Origin of the sequence: Pseudomonas sp. 57B-090624 (assembly GCF_003234055.1) — a bacterium.
Taxonomy (GTDB): Bacteria; Pseudomonadota; Gammaproteobacteria; order Pseudomonadales; family Pseudomonadaceae; genus Metapseudomonas; species Metapseudomonas tohonis.
In genome coordinates, this window is record NZ_QKRU01000051.1 from 33,668 (window position 1) to 51,681 (window position 18,014).

At 65.9% G+C, this 18,014-nt stretch carries 10 protein-coding genes and 1 pseudogene; 5 read left to right on the forward strand and 6 right to left on the reverse strand.

All coding sequences use genetic code 11. The features are described 5' to 3' along the window. Positions 1-400 precede the first annotated feature (400 nt). The 3 genes from DMX10_RS22235 to DMX10_RS22245 all read right to left on the reverse strand — a co-directional run bounded on the left by DMX10_RS22235 (position 401) and on the right by DMX10_RS22245 (position 2,527). Positions 401-919 carry an ankyrin repeat domain-containing protein gene (locus DMX10_RS22235; protein WP_111263120.1) on the reverse strand — a complete coding sequence of 173 codons (519 nt, stop codon included), beginning with the start codon at positions 917-919 and terminating at the stop codon, positions 401-403. A 156-nt stretch (positions 920-1,075) separates the two neighbouring features. Then, complete coding sequence (locus DMX10_RS22240; RefSeq protein ID WP_111263121.1) at positions 1,076-1,372, reverse strand: antibiotic biosynthesis monooxygenase family protein; 297 nt, start codon at positions 1,370-1,372, stop codon at positions 1,076-1,078. A gap of 267 nt (positions 1,373-1,639) precedes the next feature. After that, a complete protein-coding gene (locus tag DMX10_RS22245; protein WP_111263122.1) occupies positions 1,640-2,527 on the reverse strand; it encodes a LysR family transcriptional regulator in 888 nt (295 codons plus the stop codon). A gap of 182 nt (positions 2,528-2,709) precedes the next feature. Here DMX10_RS22245 and DMX10_RS22250 point away from each other — a divergent pair, with 182 nt between their 5' ends. Next, entirely contained in the window at positions 2,710-3,945 is a 1,236-nt protein-coding gene (locus DMX10_RS22250) for an MFS transporter (RefSeq protein WP_236204961.1), read from the forward strand. A 60-nt stretch (positions 3,946-4,005) separates the two neighbouring features. Here the strand turns inward: DMX10_RS22250 and DMX10_RS22255 are convergent, their stop codons facing one another. Beyond that, positions 4,006-4,647, reverse strand: coding sequence for a hypothetical protein (locus DMX10_RS22255; protein WP_111263124.1), 642 nt, complete (start codon positions 4,645-4,647; stop codon positions 4,006-4,008). A 351-nt stretch (positions 4,648-4,998) separates the two neighbouring features. Between DMX10_RS22255 and DMX10_RS22260 the strand changes: the two genes are divergently transcribed. After that, positions 4,999-7,674, forward strand: a complete 2,676-nt coding sequence (locus tag DMX10_RS22260) for a patatin-like phospholipase family protein (protein ID WP_111263125.1) — start codon at positions 4,999-5,001, stop codon at positions 7,672-7,674. A gap of 15 nt (positions 7,675-7,689) precedes the next feature. Here DMX10_RS22260 and DMX10_RS22265 read toward each other — a convergent pair whose 3' ends face one another. Beyond that, positions 7,690-8,307 carry a hypothetical protein gene (locus DMX10_RS22265; protein WP_111263126.1) on the reverse strand — a complete coding sequence of 206 codons (618 nt, stop codon included), beginning with the start codon at positions 8,305-8,307 and terminating at the stop codon, positions 7,690-7,692. A 51-nt stretch (positions 8,308-8,358) separates the two neighbouring features. Continuing rightward, complete coding sequence (locus tag DMX10_RS22270) at positions 8,359-11,826, reverse strand: response regulator (protein ID WP_111263127.1); 3,468 nt, start codon at positions 11,824-11,826, stop codon at positions 8,359-8,361. Between the two features lie 310 nt (positions 11,827-12,136). Between DMX10_RS22270 and DMX10_RS22275 the strand changes: the two genes are divergently transcribed. The 3 genes and pseudogenes from DMX10_RS22275 to DMX10_RS22285 all read left to right on the forward strand — a co-directional run. Further along, positions 12,137-14,278, forward strand: a complete 2,142-nt coding sequence (locus DMX10_RS22275; RefSeq protein WP_111263129.1) for a type I secretion system permease/ATPase — start codon at positions 12,137-12,139, stop codon at positions 14,276-14,278. A gap of 3 nt (positions 14,279-14,281) precedes the next feature. Next, a complete protein-coding gene (locus tag DMX10_RS22280; protein ID WP_111263128.1) occupies positions 14,282-15,697 on the forward strand; it encodes an HlyD family type I secretion periplasmic adaptor subunit in 1,416 nt (471 codons plus the stop codon). Between the two features lie 52 nt (positions 15,698-15,749). Beyond that, positions 15,750-18,014: pseudogene (locus DMX10_RS22285) on the forward strand (hypothetical protein); the annotation flags it as partial.

Below are 18,014 nucleotides of genomic sequence, written 5' to 3' on the forward strand. Positions count from 1 at the left end.
GTGATCCGCCTGGCGCCTTTTCCAACAGGCGGCTCGTCCCGCCACCCAAGGCCTTCGGGCAAAGGAGCAGCGCCACAAGCGCCGCTCCTTTTTCATTTCTGGTGTTTGGAAATCTGAGAGGAAGGCTTTCGCGGGTTGCACCCGCCCTACGGCCGCCCCCTTTCCACGCCCTGCCGCCGACAGCTTTTGTAGGGTGGATGACGCTCTTTTCATCCACCAGGCGGTGCTGCCTGGGAACTCGGAGCCCCGTAGGTAGGGCTGAGGTACGAAGCCCAACGCGACAGACCCGAAGCACGCAACGTTGGGCCTCGCTACGCTCGGCACCAACCTACGGGGATGCGGCGGGCACGGAGTCAATCCAATCGCGGATGAATCCGCTCCCACCGGGCCCCATCCGGGATCAATGCCGGGCGGACAGCCGCTCCAACGCCTGCGCCGCGCCCATCTGCCGGGCAGCGGACAGGGCGGTGGCGCCGCCGGCGTCGGTGGCGTCGATGCGGGCGCCATGGGCCAGCAGGCTGTCGATGATCTCGCCGCGGTTGAACATGGCCGCCATCATCAATGCCGTCTTGCCGCCGGGCGTCGCGCCTTCCACATCGGCGCCGTGGGCGAGCAGCAGCTCGACCATGGCCAGGTCGCCCTTGAAGGCGGCGCCGGCGAGCGGGGTCTGGCCGTTGTTGTTGCGCAGGTCCGGGTCGGCGCCGCGCTCCAGCAATACCCGCGCCGCCTCCTGGTGGCCGTGGTAGCTGGCCAGCATCAGCAGGCTGTCGCCCTTGTGGTTGCGCAGATCCGCCGGCAGGCCCCGGGCAAGCAGCGTGGCGAGGCCTTGCGCCTCTCCACTACGGGCCAGGTCGAACACCTTGTCGGCGAATTCCAGGGTGGCATCGTCCAGGGCGACCGCCGCGTTTTGCTCGCTCATTCAGGCTCTCCTCGAAGTGGCAGCTGGGCTGCGAAAATCAGTGGGGCCGATGATAGGGAAGCAGCCGGGGCGCGGCTCTTAGGGATTCTCTATGGGTGTGAAAGCCGCTGCGGATCGAGCGGGTACGCCTGCGCCATTGCAGCGCCGCGGCTGTCGCTAGGCGTGGTCGGTGAAATAGCGGGCTTCGAGCACCAGCGTCCCCTGCAGCACATCGGCCAGGCATTGCCCGCAGGTGCCATCGCAATAGTGCTCCAGCGCCGCCTGGTTGGCCCAGCAGCCCTGCAGCAGCCACAGGTCGGGGTCGTCGGGGGCGCGCAGCACCTCGTGGCTGATGCAGCCTTCGATGCGACGCGCCGGCTCGACCAGCGCCAGCAGGCGCTCGCCCAGCTCCTCCGAGCGCCCGTTGCGGGCGCGGAGGGATGCGAGGCTGGTAAAGGTTGGGGACAGGGTCATGGTCTGCTCTCCTCTTGCACGTGGCCCAGGACACAGGCCTCGATCAGCGGCGTGGCGAGGAACAGGGACGTCAGCACCAGCAGCCACAAGACCGTCGCCAGTGCTGCACGATCGGCCTTGCGCGGGTTGCTTGCATGCGGCTCTCGCATCGCCTTCGACCTCGGCATGCGGCGCCCGTAATGGGCGCCGATACAGGGAGAGACTACGGACAGGAAGGCTTTTCCGGTTAGACGATTCCTGCGCGATGCTTGCCTGATCCTGCGAATCTCACGCGGTCAGCATCCGGATGAAGGAGCGTGACAGCGGCGAGCGCTCGTCACTGCGGCGCACCAGCCACACCGCCGTGGTCGCCGACGGGTCGAGCAGCGTGCGATAGACCACGCCATCGAACTGCATGCGGGTGAAGGAGGCCGGCAGCACCGAGACGCCGAGCCCCGCCGCCACCAGGCCGATGATGGTCAGCGCGCTGTGGGACTCCTGGGTGATACGCGGGCTGAAGCCCATCTCATGGGTCAGGGCGATCAACTGGTCGTAGAGCCCGGTGCCGGCGGTACGCGGGAAATACACGAAGGGTTCGGCGGCCAGCGCCTGCAGATGCAGGCCCGCATCGAAGGCCGGGTCCGTCGCCAGCGGGTGGTCGGCGTGCAGCACCGCCACCAGCGGCTCGCGGAACAGCTCCACCGCCACCAGGGACTCGGGCAGCGGCAGCGGGCGGATCAGCCCCACCTGGATGCGCCCGTTGAGCAGCGCCTCGGCCACGTCGCGGCTGACCATCTCGTGCACCTCCAGCTGCACGTCCGGATGGGCGCGACGGAAACGGAAGATGGCCTCGGGGATGACCGAGGTGAAAGGCGCCGACGAAGTGAAGCCGACCTTCAGCTCACCCAGCTCGCCGCGCTGGGCCCGGCGCGCCACCTCGGTCGCCTGCCCCACCTGGGCCAGCACCTGGCGCGCCTCGACGAGGAACAGCCGCCCCGCCTCGGTCAGCGCCACGCGGCGGTTGGTGCGCTCGAACAGGCGCGCGCCCAGCTCCTCCTCAAGCGCCTGGATCTGCTGGCTCAGGGGTGGCTGGGAGATGCCCAGCAGCTCGGCGGCGCGGCCGAAATGCAGCTCTTCGGCGACGGCGATGAAATAGCGGAGATGACGGAGTTCCATAGCTGGAATGATATGTCCTGCCTATCAAATATGCCGAACAATATATTGGAAAGTATCAGTCCCGGCCGATAGGCTTTTCCCATATCCCGAACGAACCAGCCACTCCACCCCACCAGAGGGTGCGACGGCACACGCCTGCGCGACAGGCGCCGGGGCCCTGATATCGCCTGCCGAGGTCCATGATGAAAGCGTCCGCCCAGGACACCGCGCTGCCCAGCCATATCGCCAAAGGCACCCCCGCCTTCCTGCGCACCAGCCTCGCGCTGTTCTGCGGCGGCTTCGCCACCTTCGCCCTGCTCTACTGCGTGCAACCGATGATGCCGGTGCTGGCCCGGGCATTCGCCATCAGTGCCACGCAGAGCAGCATGGTCCTATCGGTTTCCACCCTCGCCCTGGCCTGCGGCCTGCTGCTGACCGGCTCGCTCTCCGACGCACTCGGGCGCAAGCGGGTGATGGTGGTCTCGCTGCTTTGCGCCGGGCTCTTCACCCTCGCCAGCGCGGCCATGCAGAGCTGGGAAATGGTGCTGGCCATGCGCGTGCTGGTGGGGCTGTCGCTGAGCGGGCTGACCGCCGTGGCCATGACCTACCTGAGCGAGGAGATCGACCCGCGCCATACTGGCCTCGCGGTCGGGCTGTACATCGGTGGCAACGCCATCGGCGGCATGAGCGGGCGACTGGTGGCAGGGGTGATGGTCGACTACGTCTCCTGGCACTGGACGCTCGCCACCATCGGCACGCTGGCACTGATCGCGGCCCTGGTGTTCTGGCGCGTGCTGCCCGAGTCACGGCACTTCCAGGCGCGCCCCATCACCGCGAAGAACCTCTTCGGCGGCTTCGCCCTGCATTTTCGCGATGCGCGCCTGCCGCTGCTGTTCCTCGAAGCCTTCCTGCTGATGGGCAGCCTGGTGACCTTCTTCAACTACATCGGTTTCCACCTGCTGGAGGCGCCCTACCAGCTCAGCCAGGCGGCCGTGGGCATGCTTTCCATCGTCTACCTGTCGGGCACCTACAGCTCGGCGATGGTCGGCTCGCTGGCGGATCGCGTCGGCCGGCAGAAGGTGCTCTGGGTGGTGATCCTGCTGATGCTGGCCGGCTTCGGCCTGACCCTGCTCGAGCCGCTGGCGCTGGTCCTGCTGGGCATGCTGCTGTTCACCTTCGGCTTCTTCGGCGCCCACTCGGTGGCCAGCAGCTGGGTCGGGCGCCGCGCCGTGCAGGCCAAGGGCCAGGCGGCCTCGCTGTACCAGACCTTCTACTACGCGGGCTCGGGGATCGCCGGCACCCTCGGCGGGCTGTTCTGGCACCGCGCCGGCTGGAGCGGCATCGGCCTGTTCATCAGCCTCATGCTCGGCCTGGCGCTGCTGATCGCCCTGCATCTGTCGCGCCAGCCACAGGGCGCGGCATGCACAGGCAAGCCGTAGGGGGAGTAAACCTGCGGAGCTTGTCCGTGGGCCCCCGCGAGCGCGGGAGCCCACTGAACATCAGCCCAGCTGCATGCCCAGCGACCTCAGCCGCGCGTCGGGGTCCTGGCTGACCGCAAGCCCCGCCCCCCCGGTCATCGCCCGCAGCGCAGCGGCGGGGTCTTCGGTCTTGTCGGCAGGGGCCTTGCCGTCATCCGGCAACGCCGCGTTGAAGGCGGCCATCTGCCGCCCGATCTCCTCGTCACTGGCACCGGCCTCCACGGCCCTCTGATAGAGGGCGACGCGTTGGCGGGTGACCTCATCGATACGCGCCTCGGCCTCGGCCGGGCTGATGGCGGTCAGGGGCTGGCCGGCGGAGAGGACGCGCCAGGGCGGGCCGGACGCGTCGACGGCCACGCCATCGCGGGTGGCCGCCTGCGCTTGCGGATCGCTGGCGGCGGAGGATTGCTGGCTGGCGGGGCTGTAGACCGCCTTGGGCGCCGCCTGGCTCGACGGATCGTCGGCGAGGCCAGGGTCACCTCCACCGACCTGGTCGAGAAGGCTCCTGGCCTCCTCGGAGATGGTCACCCTGTCCTGGTAGCGGGAAGCGTTGTCCTCCTGGACCTGGACGGACCTGTCGAGGGCGGAGATCGAGGGGTCTCTCATCGCGTTGGACTGCCTGATGTAGGAATACCAGTCGTTCACTCCTGCGTTGATCTTCATGGGGTTTCCTTTTGGCCGTGCCCGGCGAACCGCAGCCGGGGTTGGGGGGCTGGGGCTTGCAACTGCACCAAGCCGGCGTGTGCTGCCATACGGAATTTCAAGCACAGGGCCTGGGGAGCAATGGCCGTGCCAGCCACCGGCCACACAGGGTACCCGGCGACAAAAACCTTTGCCTTCAACGGCTTGCAAACCCACGCCAGCCGCGGCCTGCAGCCCTCGACGAGACTGCATGGGCCAGTGCTTGCCGGATGCGGCAGCCCCCTGCCACCCCGCTTGCCATGATGGCAATCGGCCCGACTCCTGCTTTACTTGGCGGACTTCGACGAGCGATGACGACCAGGGAGCGGCGCGATGGAAGACCAGTACAAGGCGGAACAGGACCGGATCACCTGGCGCCGCAAGGCCCTGGGCCTCGATAGCGGCAACGAGACACCGAGACGCCCCTGGGCCCTGGCCCTTTCCGGTGGCGGCATCCGCAGCGCCACCTTCTGCTTCGGCGTGCTCCAGGCCCTGGCCCGCGCGCCCATCGACCCCGGCGCCAATCGCCCATCGAAAGGCGACGAAGACGACCCGCGCGCACGCCTGCTGCCGCGGTTCGACTACCTCTCCACCGTCAGTGGTGGCGGCTACATGGGCTCGTTCTTCTCCAGCCTGTTCCAGCCCGAGCGGCTGCGACCGGTCAATGGCGACGAGCAGGAAAAGGCCCGCCAGGCCGCCCTCGACGCCTACCGGGTGATGCGCTACCAGCCGCCGGGGCGCATCCACTCCTCCGACAACTACCGGGACGCCCCGGTGGGCGCCGGCCCCACCGCCTGGCTGCGGGAGAACGGTCGCTACCTGACACCCACCGGTGCCGGCGACCTGATCTACGCCCTGGCGATGACCTGGCGCAACTGGCTCTCGGTGCAGTACGTGATCGGCATGCCGATGCTGCTGGTGCTGGCCCTGATCGCCCTCGCCCAGGGTGTCGTCTGCCACCTCTGGCCGACCTGCCCGCTCTGCGCCAGCCTGCTGCTGGTGCCCGGCGGGGTGGCGCTGCTCAGCGTGGCACCGCTGATGCTCGCCTACTGGCTGATCTACTCGCGCAAGAGCCAGGACGAGCCCCCGGCCCTGGCCAACTGGGCGACCCTGTGCGCCGTGGTGATCGTCATCGCCATGGCCATCCCCGCCCTCTACCTGCAACTGCACACGCCCGACACCACCAACCCGGTGGAAATCCTGCTGTGGCTGACCATCATCGTCACCGTGCTCGGGCTGCTCTGGTGCGCGGCGCTGGTCTTCACCCAGGACCACGGCTCGACCCCCGATGACGCCGGCCTCGACGCCAACAACGTGCGCAACTACCGGCTGCGGGTCACCCGCGCGCTGAGCCAGGCGATCACCTTCACCGGCGCGCTGCTGGCCCTGGTGCTGCTCCACCAACTGGCCCAGGAGCTCTACGTGGTGCTCGCCCGGGGCTACTGGCAGGCGTCCGCTCCCGCCGCGTTGCTGCCGGCGCTGGCCTGGATCGCCCGCCACCTGGCCCGTGCCAGTGACGACAAGCCGCTACCCAGCTGGCTCAGCAAGCTGCCGCTGGACGTCATCGCCCTGGTCGCCGGCATCGTCATGCTGGCCTGCATCGCCCTGCTCTGGGGCCTGCTGGTGCAATGGGTGGCCTGGAACGGCCAGGTGCCCGGCCCGGATGCCATGCCGCCCTTCGCCCTGCAGCGCCTCACCGGGCTCGCCGTCGTGGCTGCGCTGCTGGCCTGGGTCTCCGGGCAGTTCATCGGCTTCATCAACCTTTCCACCCTGCAGGCCTTCTACGCCGCCCGCCTGACCCGTGCCTACCTCGGCGCTTCCAACGGCCAGCGCTTCGACGTGCCCAGCCGGCAGAGCCGCAAGCGCATGAGCGTGGCGCAAACCCTGTCCCGCGACGACATCGCCCTGGACAGCTACTACCGCAACCGCACCGCCGGTCCGCTGCACCTGATCAACGTCACCATGAACCTCACGGTCGACCCCTCCGAGCAACTGGTGCAGCGCGACCGCAAGGGCAAGCCGCTGTGCGTGGCGCCCTACTGGTACGCCCCGGGCAACCCCGGCGCCGAGGCGGTGAGCTTCATCCTCGACGGCGAGCGCAAGGTGCGCATCGCGCCCAGCGGCAAGGGCGAGATCAACCAGCCGCTGTCCCTCGGCCAATGGGTGGCCACCTCCGGCGCCGCCTTCAGCACCGGCCTGGGCCGCGCCACCAGCCTGGGCACCTCCCTGGCCCTGGGCCTGGCCAACGTGCGCCTGGGCACCTGGTGGCAGAGCAACTTCCCGCCGCGCCAGGCCGGCCCGTCGAAGAACTCCGAGCGCCTGTCGCGCTGGCTGCCGGCGCAGACCTACCTGTTCTACGAACTCACCGCGCACTTCCACGGCCATCGCCGCGACAAGCTCTACCTCACCGACGGCGGCCACTTCGAGAACACCGCCACCTACGAACTGGTACGCCCAGAGCGCGACATCGAACTGATCGTCATGTGCGACTGCGGCTGCGACCCGGACTACCGCTTCGACGACCTGGCCAACCTCATCCGCCTGTCACGCATCGACCACGCCCTGGAGATCGAGGAAGACACCGACGTGCTCGACCACCCGCTGCTGTCGCAGGTGTTCGCCAGCCTCGAGGCTTTCCGCCAACCACCGACGCCCACCGATCGCCATTGCGCCATGCTGCTCAACGTCTTCAGCAGCGGCGAACGCGACGACGCCGAGGCTCCGCGCACCCTCACCAGCCGCATCCTCCTGCTCAAGCCGCGGTTGATCGAATCGCTGCCGGTGGACGTGTTCAACTACGCCCGCGCCAACCCGGTATTCCCCAACCAGAGCACCGCCGACCAGTTCTTCGACGAGGCCCAGTTCGAGAGCTACCGCCAGCTCGGCCTGTGCATCGGCCAGCAGCTGTTCGGCGACGGCCTCAACCACAACGCCATCGCCAACGCCCTGTGGAGCTACCTGGCCAAGCCGCCGCGCGGCGTGCGCCTGAACCGCAAGGCTGATGATTGACGGTAAGCGGAGTAGTCAGGCTGGCGGGAAGGCAATGACCGTCAGCTTCACCGAGCCATCGAAAGAGCCCGGTTGCCGGGCGCTGTGCATCTGCCAGTGGTTCGCATCGTTCTGCGACTGGGTTATCACGCCGACGAAGGGGGCGGTCGAGGTCGAGGGATTGCGGCTACCCACGAAGTCACCCCCCAACCGGCTCGGCCGCATGGTCTGGAAGTCGAAATAGCGGAGCGTTCCCCCGGCCAGTATCGCGTTCAGCCAATGGCACTTGTTCTCGCTGTCATGAGGAACGAAACCCGACGCCAGCACCGCGAAAACGGTCTTCTCCGGCTGGCCCCGCATCCACGCCTCGGCATCGGCGCGATCGAGGGCGTCACCCGAGTGAATGGCCTTTCGGCCGGTATTGACGGCGACATAGTCGGCGATCGCAATGGCCTGGGCCTTGGTATCGGGCCCCATGGTCGTCTGGCAGTCCCCGGTTTCCCGGGCCTGAGCGACATGGGAGGAAGAAATGCTCGAGTGCCCAACCGTCAGGTTGACGGCCCCGGCCGCGGTACAGGCTGCGCAATTTCGGACCGACTCGCCCCGGTACGGCTGCCAGCGCAACCCGGATACCGCGTTCACATGATCGACCATGATGACCTCCCTGCTTCAGCGTCAGCGCCCGATCGAGGTCGCTGAAAACACTCAGAAACGCTCCAGCTGCGGTAGCCAGACGCGGATCAGCGAGAACAGGCGCTCCAGGTCGATGGGCTTGGCCAGGTAGTCGCTGGCGCCGGCCTTCATGCACTGCTCCTGGTCATCCTTCATCGCCTTGGCGGTGACGGCGATGATCGGCAGCCTGGCCCAGCGCGGCTCCTGGCGGATGCGCCGGGTGGCCTCGTAGCCATCCATCACCGGCATCATCACGTCCATCAGCACCAGGTCGATGTCGGGGTTCTCCTCGAGCTTCTCGATGGCCTCCTGGCCGTTGCGCGCAGTCACCACCTGGGCGCCCTTCTCGTCCAGCGCGCTGATGAGGGCGAAGATGTTGCGCACGTCGTCGTCCACCACCAGCACCTTGCGCTTCTCGAACACCTTGTCGCGGTTGCGCGCGGTCTGCAGCATCCGCTGGCGTTCGCTGGAAAGCGATGACTCGACCTTGTGCAGGAACAGCGTGACCTCGTCCAGCAGGCGCTCGGGCGAGCGCGCGCCCTTGATGATGATCGAGCGCGAATGCTTGAGCAGGTCCTCCTCCTCGTCACGGGTGAGGTTGCGCGAGCTGTAGACGATCACCGGCGGGAAGGTGCCGAGGTCTTCGGCGGCCATGCGCTTGAGCAGCTCGTTGCCGTGCATGTCGGGCAGCTTGAGGTCGATGATCATGCAGTCGAACTGGGTTTCGCGCAGCCGCGCCAGGGCCTCCTCGCCCCGTTCGGCGGCGACCACCTGGATGTCCTCGTCGCCCACCAGGCGGGCGATGCCGTCGCGCTGCGAAGCGTCGCCCTCGACCACCAGCACACGCTTGACCTTCTGCGTGAGCTTGGCCTCCAGGCGCGAGAAGACGTCCACCAGCAGCTCACGGGTGGTGGGCTTCTGCGCATAGCCGATGGCGCCCAGGTGCAGCGCGGGCTCGGTGCGATCGTCGGTGGAGACGACGTGCACGGGAATGTGGCGGGTGTGCGGATCGTCCTTGAGCCGTTGCAGCACCGAGAGGCCGGAGTCGTCCGGCAGGCGCATGTCGAGAAGGATGGCATCCGGCCCGTGCGCGCCCGCCAGGCGCAGCCCCTCGCCGGCGCTCTGCGCCACCAGGCAGCGGTAGCCGAGCTCGTGGGCCAGGTCGTAGAGGATCTGCGCGAACTTGGGCTCGTCCTCGATCACCAGCACGCAACGCCCGTCCTGGTCGGCCAGGCCGCGGTCGTCGGGGAAGGCCGGCACCTCCGGCTTCTCCTCGTCCGGGGCCGGCGTCGGCTCGGGCAAGGGGGCCGGCTCGGCGGGCTCCGGGGTCGCCTCCTCGGCCTGGTAGCTCTCCGGCAACCAGAGGGTGAACAGGCTGCCCTGCCCCGGCTCGCTGCGCAGCTCGATGCTGCCACCGAGCATCTGCGCCAGGTTGCGCGAGATCGACAGCCCCAGGCCGGTGCCGCCGAAGCGCCGGTTGGTGGTGCCGTCGGCCTGGCGGAAGGCCTCGAAGATGAAGTTCTGCTGTTCCTGGCTGATGCCGATGCCGGTGTCGGCGACATCGAAGGCGATGCCGCCCTCCGCCGGGCGCACGCGCAGGCGCACGCTGCCCTCATGGGTGAACTTGAAGGCGTTGGAAAGCAGGTTCTTGAGGATCTGCTCCACCCGCTGGCTGTCGCTGAAGAACTGCCGGGGCGCGGCGGCGTCCACCTGCACCTCGAACGCCAGCTGCTTCTCCGTCGCCTGTGGCCGGAAGAGGTTCTCCAGGTTCTCCACCATGCGCGCCAGCTCGGTCTGTTCCGGGCGTATCTCCAGGCGCCCGGCCTCGACCTTGGCGATGTCGAGGATGTCGTTGATCAGCTTCAGCAGGTCGGTGCCGGAGGAGTAGATCAGCTCGGCGTATTTCACCTGCTGCCCGTCGAGGTTGCCCTTGCGGTTCTCCGCCAGCAGCTTGGAGAGGATCAGCGAACTGTTCAGCGGCGTGCGCAGCTCATGGGACATGTTGGCGAGGAACTCGGACTTGTAGCGGCTGGCCCGCTCCAGTTCCTCGGCCCGCTGCTCAAGCTCCTTGCGCGCCCGGTCGAGGGCATGGTTGCGCTCGTCCAGCGTGTCGCGCTGCTCCACCAGGCGCAGGGTCTTCTCGTTCAGCTGCTCGTTGGTCTGTTCCAGCTCGGCCTGCTGGGTCTCCAGGCTGGCCTGGGATTCGCGGATCAGCCGCGCCTGGTCCTCCAACTCCTCGTTGGCGGTGCGCAGCTCTTCCTGCTGCACCTGCAGCTCCTCATTGAGCTGCTGGGTCTCGGTAAGCACGTCGTGCAGGCGCTGGCGATAACGCGCAGCCTCGATGGAGGCCCCGAGGCTGCCGCCGATGGCATCGAGGAAAGCCTGGTCACGCTCATCCAGCGGCCGCAGGAAGCCCAGCTCGACGATGCCGTTGACGCTGCCTTCGGTGGCCGTGGGCGCGAGCATCACCGAGAGCGGATCGTCGCTGCCCAACCCGGAATTGACCTTGAGGTAGCCAGGGGCGAGACCCTCCAGTACGCGGGAGCGACGCTCCACCGCCACCTGGCCGACCATACCGGCGCCATCGGCGAAGGCCTGCTCGCGGGCCCGCTCCTCGGGGGAGAAGCCGTAGTCCGCCACGCGGCGCAGCTCACCGTTCTCCTGCCGCACGTAGAGCGCACCCACCACCATGCCCATGTATTGGGCGAGGAAATCCAGCACCGCCCGCCCGATGCTGGTGGAGGTCTGCTGGCCGATGATGGACTCGGCCAGGCGCGACTGCCCTTCACGCAGCCAGGCCTGCTGCTGCAGCTTCCGGTTGTCGGCGAGCTGGCGCTCCAGCGTGGCGCCGTAGGCGCGGGAAAGGCCCAGCAGCTCACGCCGCCCGACGAACGCCAGCAACCCGCTGAAACCGAGGCTGAACAGCAGGTAGGCGACGACGGTGAAGATGGCGGTGTTGGTGGCACGCTCGTTGCGATCGTGCCGCAGCTGCTGCTCGGCAGCGATGAAATCAGCGAAGGTCCGGCGGATGCCGTCCACCAACTGCTTGCCACGCTTCTCGCGGATGGCTGTGGTGATGTCCTGGTTGGCGCGGCGGCGCTCGATCATCTCCTGGGCGAAGGTGCCCCAGCGCTCCTGCATGGCCTGGATGCGACGCACCTTCTCCAGCTGGACGGCATTGTCCCCGACCAGCTCGGCCAGTTCCTCCATCCGCGACTCCAGGCGCGGCGTGGCCTCTTCGAAGGGGTCGAGGAACTCGTCTTCCCCGGCGATCAGGTAGCCGCGCAGGCTCGATTCACGATCCAGCGTGTAGCGGAAGCCTTCATTGGCCTTGGCCATGACCATGTCGGTGTGCTCGACCCAGCTCAGCACGTACAGCAGGTAACCGATCAGGGCGATGAACAGCGCGGCGCCGAGCACGCCAATGCCGATCGGCAGGGCCACATTGCGGGAGAGGATGCGGCGGAAACTTCTTTCGTCGATGCTGGCGGTAGCGTTCATCGGCTGTCCCTGGAATGGATGCGCAAGACCCGTAGACGGGCGCCCAACGCGTCGCCGATTCCCTGGTGACCGCTGGGCTGTGGTGCACAGCGCCGAGCGCTGCCTGAGGAAAATGTAGCTAGTTGTGCCCGTTTCGCCCGGGAAAGATGGCAGGACGCCGCCATCGGAGCGGTCAAACCCGGGCCTCCCGGACTTTCGCCACGCAGAATGAGAACCGCTCATCAACTGCCTGCTTTGCGGCTTGGCCGAGCATTGGCAGAATGACGCGCGCATTGCATGGCGCTATGCCACCACCAAGGACGGACTCCTGATGCAGGACAGCACCCCTAACGAGCCAGGGCAAGGGCTCGACGCGGGCCTCGCATGCCTGGTCATGCTTGCGCGTTTCCATAACGTCGCCGCTTCCCCCGAACAACTCGCCCACGAATTCGCCGAAGACGGCCACCCATTCGGCAAGGCCGAGCTGCTGCTCGCCGCCAAGAAGCTCGGCCTCAAGGCACGCCCCGCCCGCAGCACCATCGCCCGCCTGGAGCGCACGCCGCTGCCGGCGATCGCCTGTGACCGCGAGGGTGGCTTCTTCATCATCGCGCGGCTGGACGACGGCAAGGCGCTGATCCACGACCCGCGCGCCCAACGCCCCGAGGTGCTGGAGTTCGAGGCCCTGGCCGAGCGCTGGGGCGGCGAGCTGATCCTGATCCGCTCCGAGGCCTCCCTGGCCGGCGAACTGGCGAAGTTCGACTTCACCTGGTTCATCCCCGCCATCGTCAAGTACCGCAAGCTGCTGGGCGAAGTGCTGCTGGTGTCCTTCGTGCTGCAGATCTTCGCGCTGCTGACTCCGCTGTTCTTCCAGGTGGTGATGGACAAGGTGCTGGTGCACCGCGGCCTGTCGACCCTGGATGTGATCGCCATCGGCCTGCTCGGCATCATGCTGTTCGAGACGGCGCTGTCGGGCCTGCGCAGCTACGTGTTCGTCCACACCGCCAGCCGCATAGACGTGGAGCTGGGTTCACGGCTGTTCCGCCACCTGGTGACCCTGCCGCTGGCCTACTTCCAGGCGCGCCGGGTGGGCGACTCGGTGGCGCGGGTGCGTGAGCTGGAGAACATCCGCAGCTTCCTCACCGGCAACGCCATCACCCTGGTGCTGGACGTGCTGTTCTCGGTGGTGTTCATCGCCGTGATGTTCTTCTACAGCGGCTGGCTGACGCTGGTGGTGCTGCTGTCGCTGCCGCTGTACTTCCTCATTTCCCTGATCATCACCCCGGTGCTGCGCGCACGGATCAACGAGAGCTTCGCCCGCGGTGCGGAGAACCAGGCCTTCCTGGTGGAGACGGTCAATGGCATCGACACGCTCAAGGCGATGGCGGTGGAACCGCAGATCAACCGCAAGTGGGACAACCAGCTGGCCGGCTACGTGGCGGCGAGCTTCAAGACCCAGACCCTGTCGACCATCGCCAACGAGGGCGTGGGGCTGGTGGGCAAGCTGGTTACCGTGGCGACCCTGTGGCTGGGTGCGCGGCTGGTGATCGACGGCGACCTCAGCGTCGGCCAGCTAATCGCCTTCAACATGCTCGCCGGGCGGGTGTCGCAGCCGATCATGCGCCTGGCCCAGCTGTGGACCAACTTCCAGCAGACCGGCGTCTCGGTGCAGCGCCTGGGGGACATCCTCAACACCCGTACCGAACTGTCCCAGGCGGCGCGCAGTGCGTTGCCGCCGATCCGTGGCAACGTCGAGTTCGACCAGGTGCACTTCCGCTATCGCCCGGATGGTTCCGAGGTGCTGCGCGGGGTGAGCCTGAGCATCCAGGCCGGCGAGGTGATAGGCGTGGTCGGCCGCTCCGGCTCCGGCAAGAGTACCCTCACCCGCCTGCTGCAACGCCTCTACACGCCCGAGCGCGGGCGGGTGCTGGTGGACGGCATGGACCTGGCGCTGGCGGACGTGTCCTCGCTGCGCCGGCAGATAGGCGTGGTGCTGCAGGACAACATGCTGTTCGTCCGCAGCATCCGCGAGAACATCGCCCTCACCGACCCCGGCGCGCCCATCGAGGTGGTGATGCAGGCGGCCAAGCTGGCCGGTGCCCACGAGTTCATCCTCGAGCTGCTGCCCGAGGGCTATGACACGGTGGTGGGCGAGCACGGTGCCTCGCTCTCCGGCGGCCAACGCCAGCGCGTGGCCATCGCCCGGGCGCTGATCGGCAACCCGCGCATCCTCATCTTCGACGAGGCCACCAGTGCACTGGACTATGAGTCCGAACGCATCATCCAGCAGAACATGAAGGACATCTGCCGGGGCCGCACGGTGATCATCATCGCCCATCGCCTCTCTGCCGTTCGCGATGCCAACCGCATCGTGGTGATGGACCGCGGGCAGATCGTCGAGCAGGGCACCCACGCCGAACTGCTCACCCACCAGGCCGGGCATTACTCGCGCCTGCACCGACTGCAGCAGGGGTAAGCCATGGGCGCCAAACGCGAACTGATCAACCGCTACCGCACCGCCTGGCGTCACGCCTGGCGCCACCGCAAGGCCATGGACGCCCCGCAGCGCCTGAGCCACGAGGTGCAATTCCTCCCCGCCGCCCTGGCCCTGCAGGAGCAGCCGCCACACCCGGCACCGCGCTACATCCAGTGGGCGATCATCGCCTTCGCCGCGCTCGCGCTGGTCTGGGCCTGCGTCGGCGAGATCGACGTGGTGGCCACCGCCACCGGCAAGATCGTGCCCAGCGGCAAGACCAAGATCATCCAGCCCAGCGAGGTGGCGGTGGTCAAGGCGATCCACGTCTACGACGGGCAGAAGGTCAAGGCCGGCGACCTGCTGGTGGACCTCGACGCACAGATCACCGGCGCCGACGTCGACCGCCTGAAGAGCGACCTGCTCGCCGCCCAGGTGGACAGCGCCCGCGCCCGCGCCCTGCTCGATGCCATCCAGGACGGCGGCGAACCCACCTCCCTCGCCGCGCTGATCCCCGAGGCCAGCCCCGAGCAGCAACTGGCCGCCCAGCGCTGGCTGCAGGGCCAGTACCTGGAACTGCGCAGCACCCTCGACCAGGCCGACGCCGAGATCGACCAGCGCGTCGCCGAGATCCAGGCGGCCAAGGCCTGGGTGGCCAAGCTGGAGGAATCCCTGCCCATCACCCGCCAGCTCTCCGCCGACTACAAGCGCCTGCTGGACAAGGCCTATGTGGCCAAGCACGCCTACCTGGAGAAGGAACAGGCGCGCCTCGACCAGGAGCGCGAACTGGCCATCCAGCAGGCCCGTGTCATCGAACTCACCGCTGCCCGCAGCGCCGCCGAACGCCAGCGCAACACCGTGCTGGCCCAGACCCGCCGCGCCATGCTCGACCTGCAGCACGAATCCGAGCAACGCGCCGCCTCCCTCGCCCAGGAGCTGAAGAAGGCCGAACAGCGCGACCGCCTGATGCGCCTCACCGCCCCGGTGGACGGCACCGTGCAGCAACTGGCCATCCACACCAACGGCGGCGTGGTCACCGAAGCCCAGCCACTGATGGTCATCGTGCCCAGCGACCAGCCGGTGGAAGTGGAAGCGATGCTGGAGAACAAGGACATCGGCTTCGTCCACCCCGGCCAGGAAGTGGAGATCAAGGTCGAAACCTTCACCTTCACCAAATACGGCGTGGTGCACGGCACCGTGCAAAGTATCTCCAACGACGCCATCGACGACGAAAAGCGCGGCCTGGTCTACAGCACCCGCATCCTGCTCAAGGAAAACAGCATCCAGGTCGGCGACAACCGCATCGAACTCTCCCCCGGCATGGCCGTGCGGGCGGAGGTGAAGACGGACAAGCGAAAGGTGATCGATTATTTCCTGAGTCCGTTGAAGGAATATCAGGATGAGAGTTTGGGGGAGCGGTAACACCACTCTTCCACTTCAAAATTCAATACTCAATAAAGACAAGGAACGTACGATGTCTAATGAAGAACAACCCCGCGACCACGTAGTTATCAGCACAGATGGCCTGCGTGTTTATGATACGGGCGGGTATGAGGCTGAAATAGGACTGGATGGATCCGTTGTATTCAAAGACAAACACGGAAACATCTTCGAACCGAGCTTCGACGGTTCATCAGTTACCTATGTCTCTGGAAATTCCACCATAAAGGTAGAGACGGACGGAACTGTAACGCTTCATACAGAACGAGGACCAGGCGAGACAACTATCGTCTCCAAAATAGGGGCTGACGGGAAGACCAGCATAGAGAGAGCCACTATCTCTGGGACCCCGCTGTCTCTTGGTAAAAGAGTCATGTTTGTAAGCGTTGGTGTGAAACTGGAGTGGACGCCACAAGATGGATGGTCACTCGATGGCGAACTCCAGATATTTGGCATGACACTGCCTGAGATCGCTGACACCGCTTACGCTGCGGTTGAAAACTCTGGTGTTGGTCAGCTTTTGGGAAGCCGTGATGAATATACGGACGCATTCGTCAATGGTGAAACTACCGACTCCTACATCGTATGGGTGCGGAAAAGAAATCAGGCCCAAGTCAAAGCAGAAACCAACCAGCGCTTCAACGAAGCAAACGCCTTCGTCGAACGCCGCTATGACCCCCTCAGTCTCGATCTGGACGGCGACGGCATTGAAACCGTCGGCGCCAATACCGGCATCACCTTCGACTTCGATGGCGATGGCCTGAAGACCGGTACCGGCTGGGTCAAGGGCGACGACGGCTTCCTCGTGCTGGACCGTAATGGCAACGGCCAGATCGACAATGGCGGCGAGCTGTTCGGCGTCGACACCGTCAAGGCCAACGGCCAGAAGGCCAGCAATGGCTTCGATGCGCTAAAGGATTTCGACAGCAACGGCGATGGCGTCTTCGATGCCCGGGACACCCAGTTCGCCAATGTGAAGATCTGGCAGGACGCCAACCAGGACGGCATCGCCCAGGCGGGCGAACTCAAGACCTTGGCCGAGCACAATATCGTCGCCATCAACCTGGATTCGACGGTGAGCAGCTACAACTCCAACGGCAACCTGATCAGCGCCGTCGGCAGCTTCGTCCGTGGCGATGGCAGCGAAGGCACCGTCAACGCCAACCAAAGCCTGGCCGCCAATCTGGACCTGGCCAGCAACCCCTTCTATCGCGAATTCACCGACCACATCGCCCTTGACGACACGGCCAAGGCCCTGCCGGACATGAAAGGCTCCGGCGCGGTGCGTGACCTGCGCGAAGCCTCGATGCTCAACGCCGAGCTCAAGACCCTGCTGACCACTTACTCCCAGGCGCAGACCCGCGAAGAACAGATGGGCCTGCTGGATCAGCTGATCGCCGAATGGGCCAAGAGCGCCGACTACCAGACCTTCGATAAGCGCATCGATGCGCTGGATGACGGCACCACCGATGTACGCTTCCAGTACTCCTGGGAAGCCAGCGGCACTCAACCGACCGAAGCGCAGCAGAACACCCGGAAGCTTCTTGAGCGTGTGAAAGCGCTGGAAGTGTTCAATGCGCAGAACATCCTAGAGTTCGGCAAGGTGAAAGCTGGGGCAAACAGTCTGACGTTGTCAATTAGCATTGGTGCTGGCAGCAGCAATAGCACTTACAACACTGCCCAAGGCAACGTAGTAATCAACGAAAAACAACTATCACTGAATGCTGGACAAGCCAGCTTATTGAATCAGGCTTACGAAAGCCTCAAGCAGTCCATCTACGATGGGCTATTACTGCAGACTCGCCTAAAAACATATGTAGATGCAATTAATCTAAATATCACGAATGCCGGGATGGAGCCTGATTACAATCAGATGCACACGCTATTCGCAACTATAGCGAGTGAAAATCCACTCAAGGCTATTAGCGACGCATTAGAATTCTCCCAAGCTTGGAAAGACAAAAAATCAGCCGACTCTTTAAAGCTCTCTTTCATTCCTGCAATAGTAGATCAGTTATCCGCAGTGGAGATTAATGAGTTTCGCGACCAGATAGCCGAGCTTAGCTCTCAGCATATTCAACTGGGCAGCGACTCCAACGACGCGCTGATAGGTACGGCTAACAACAACTATATATTGGGGCTGAGTGGCAACGACTCCATCTTCGGCGGCTTCGGTAACGACATCATCATCGGCGGCAAGGGCAATGACACCCTCAACGGCTATGACGGTGCTGATACCTATGTCTTCAACCTGGGCGATGGCCAGGACACCCTGGCCGAGACTTTCTACTACACGGCT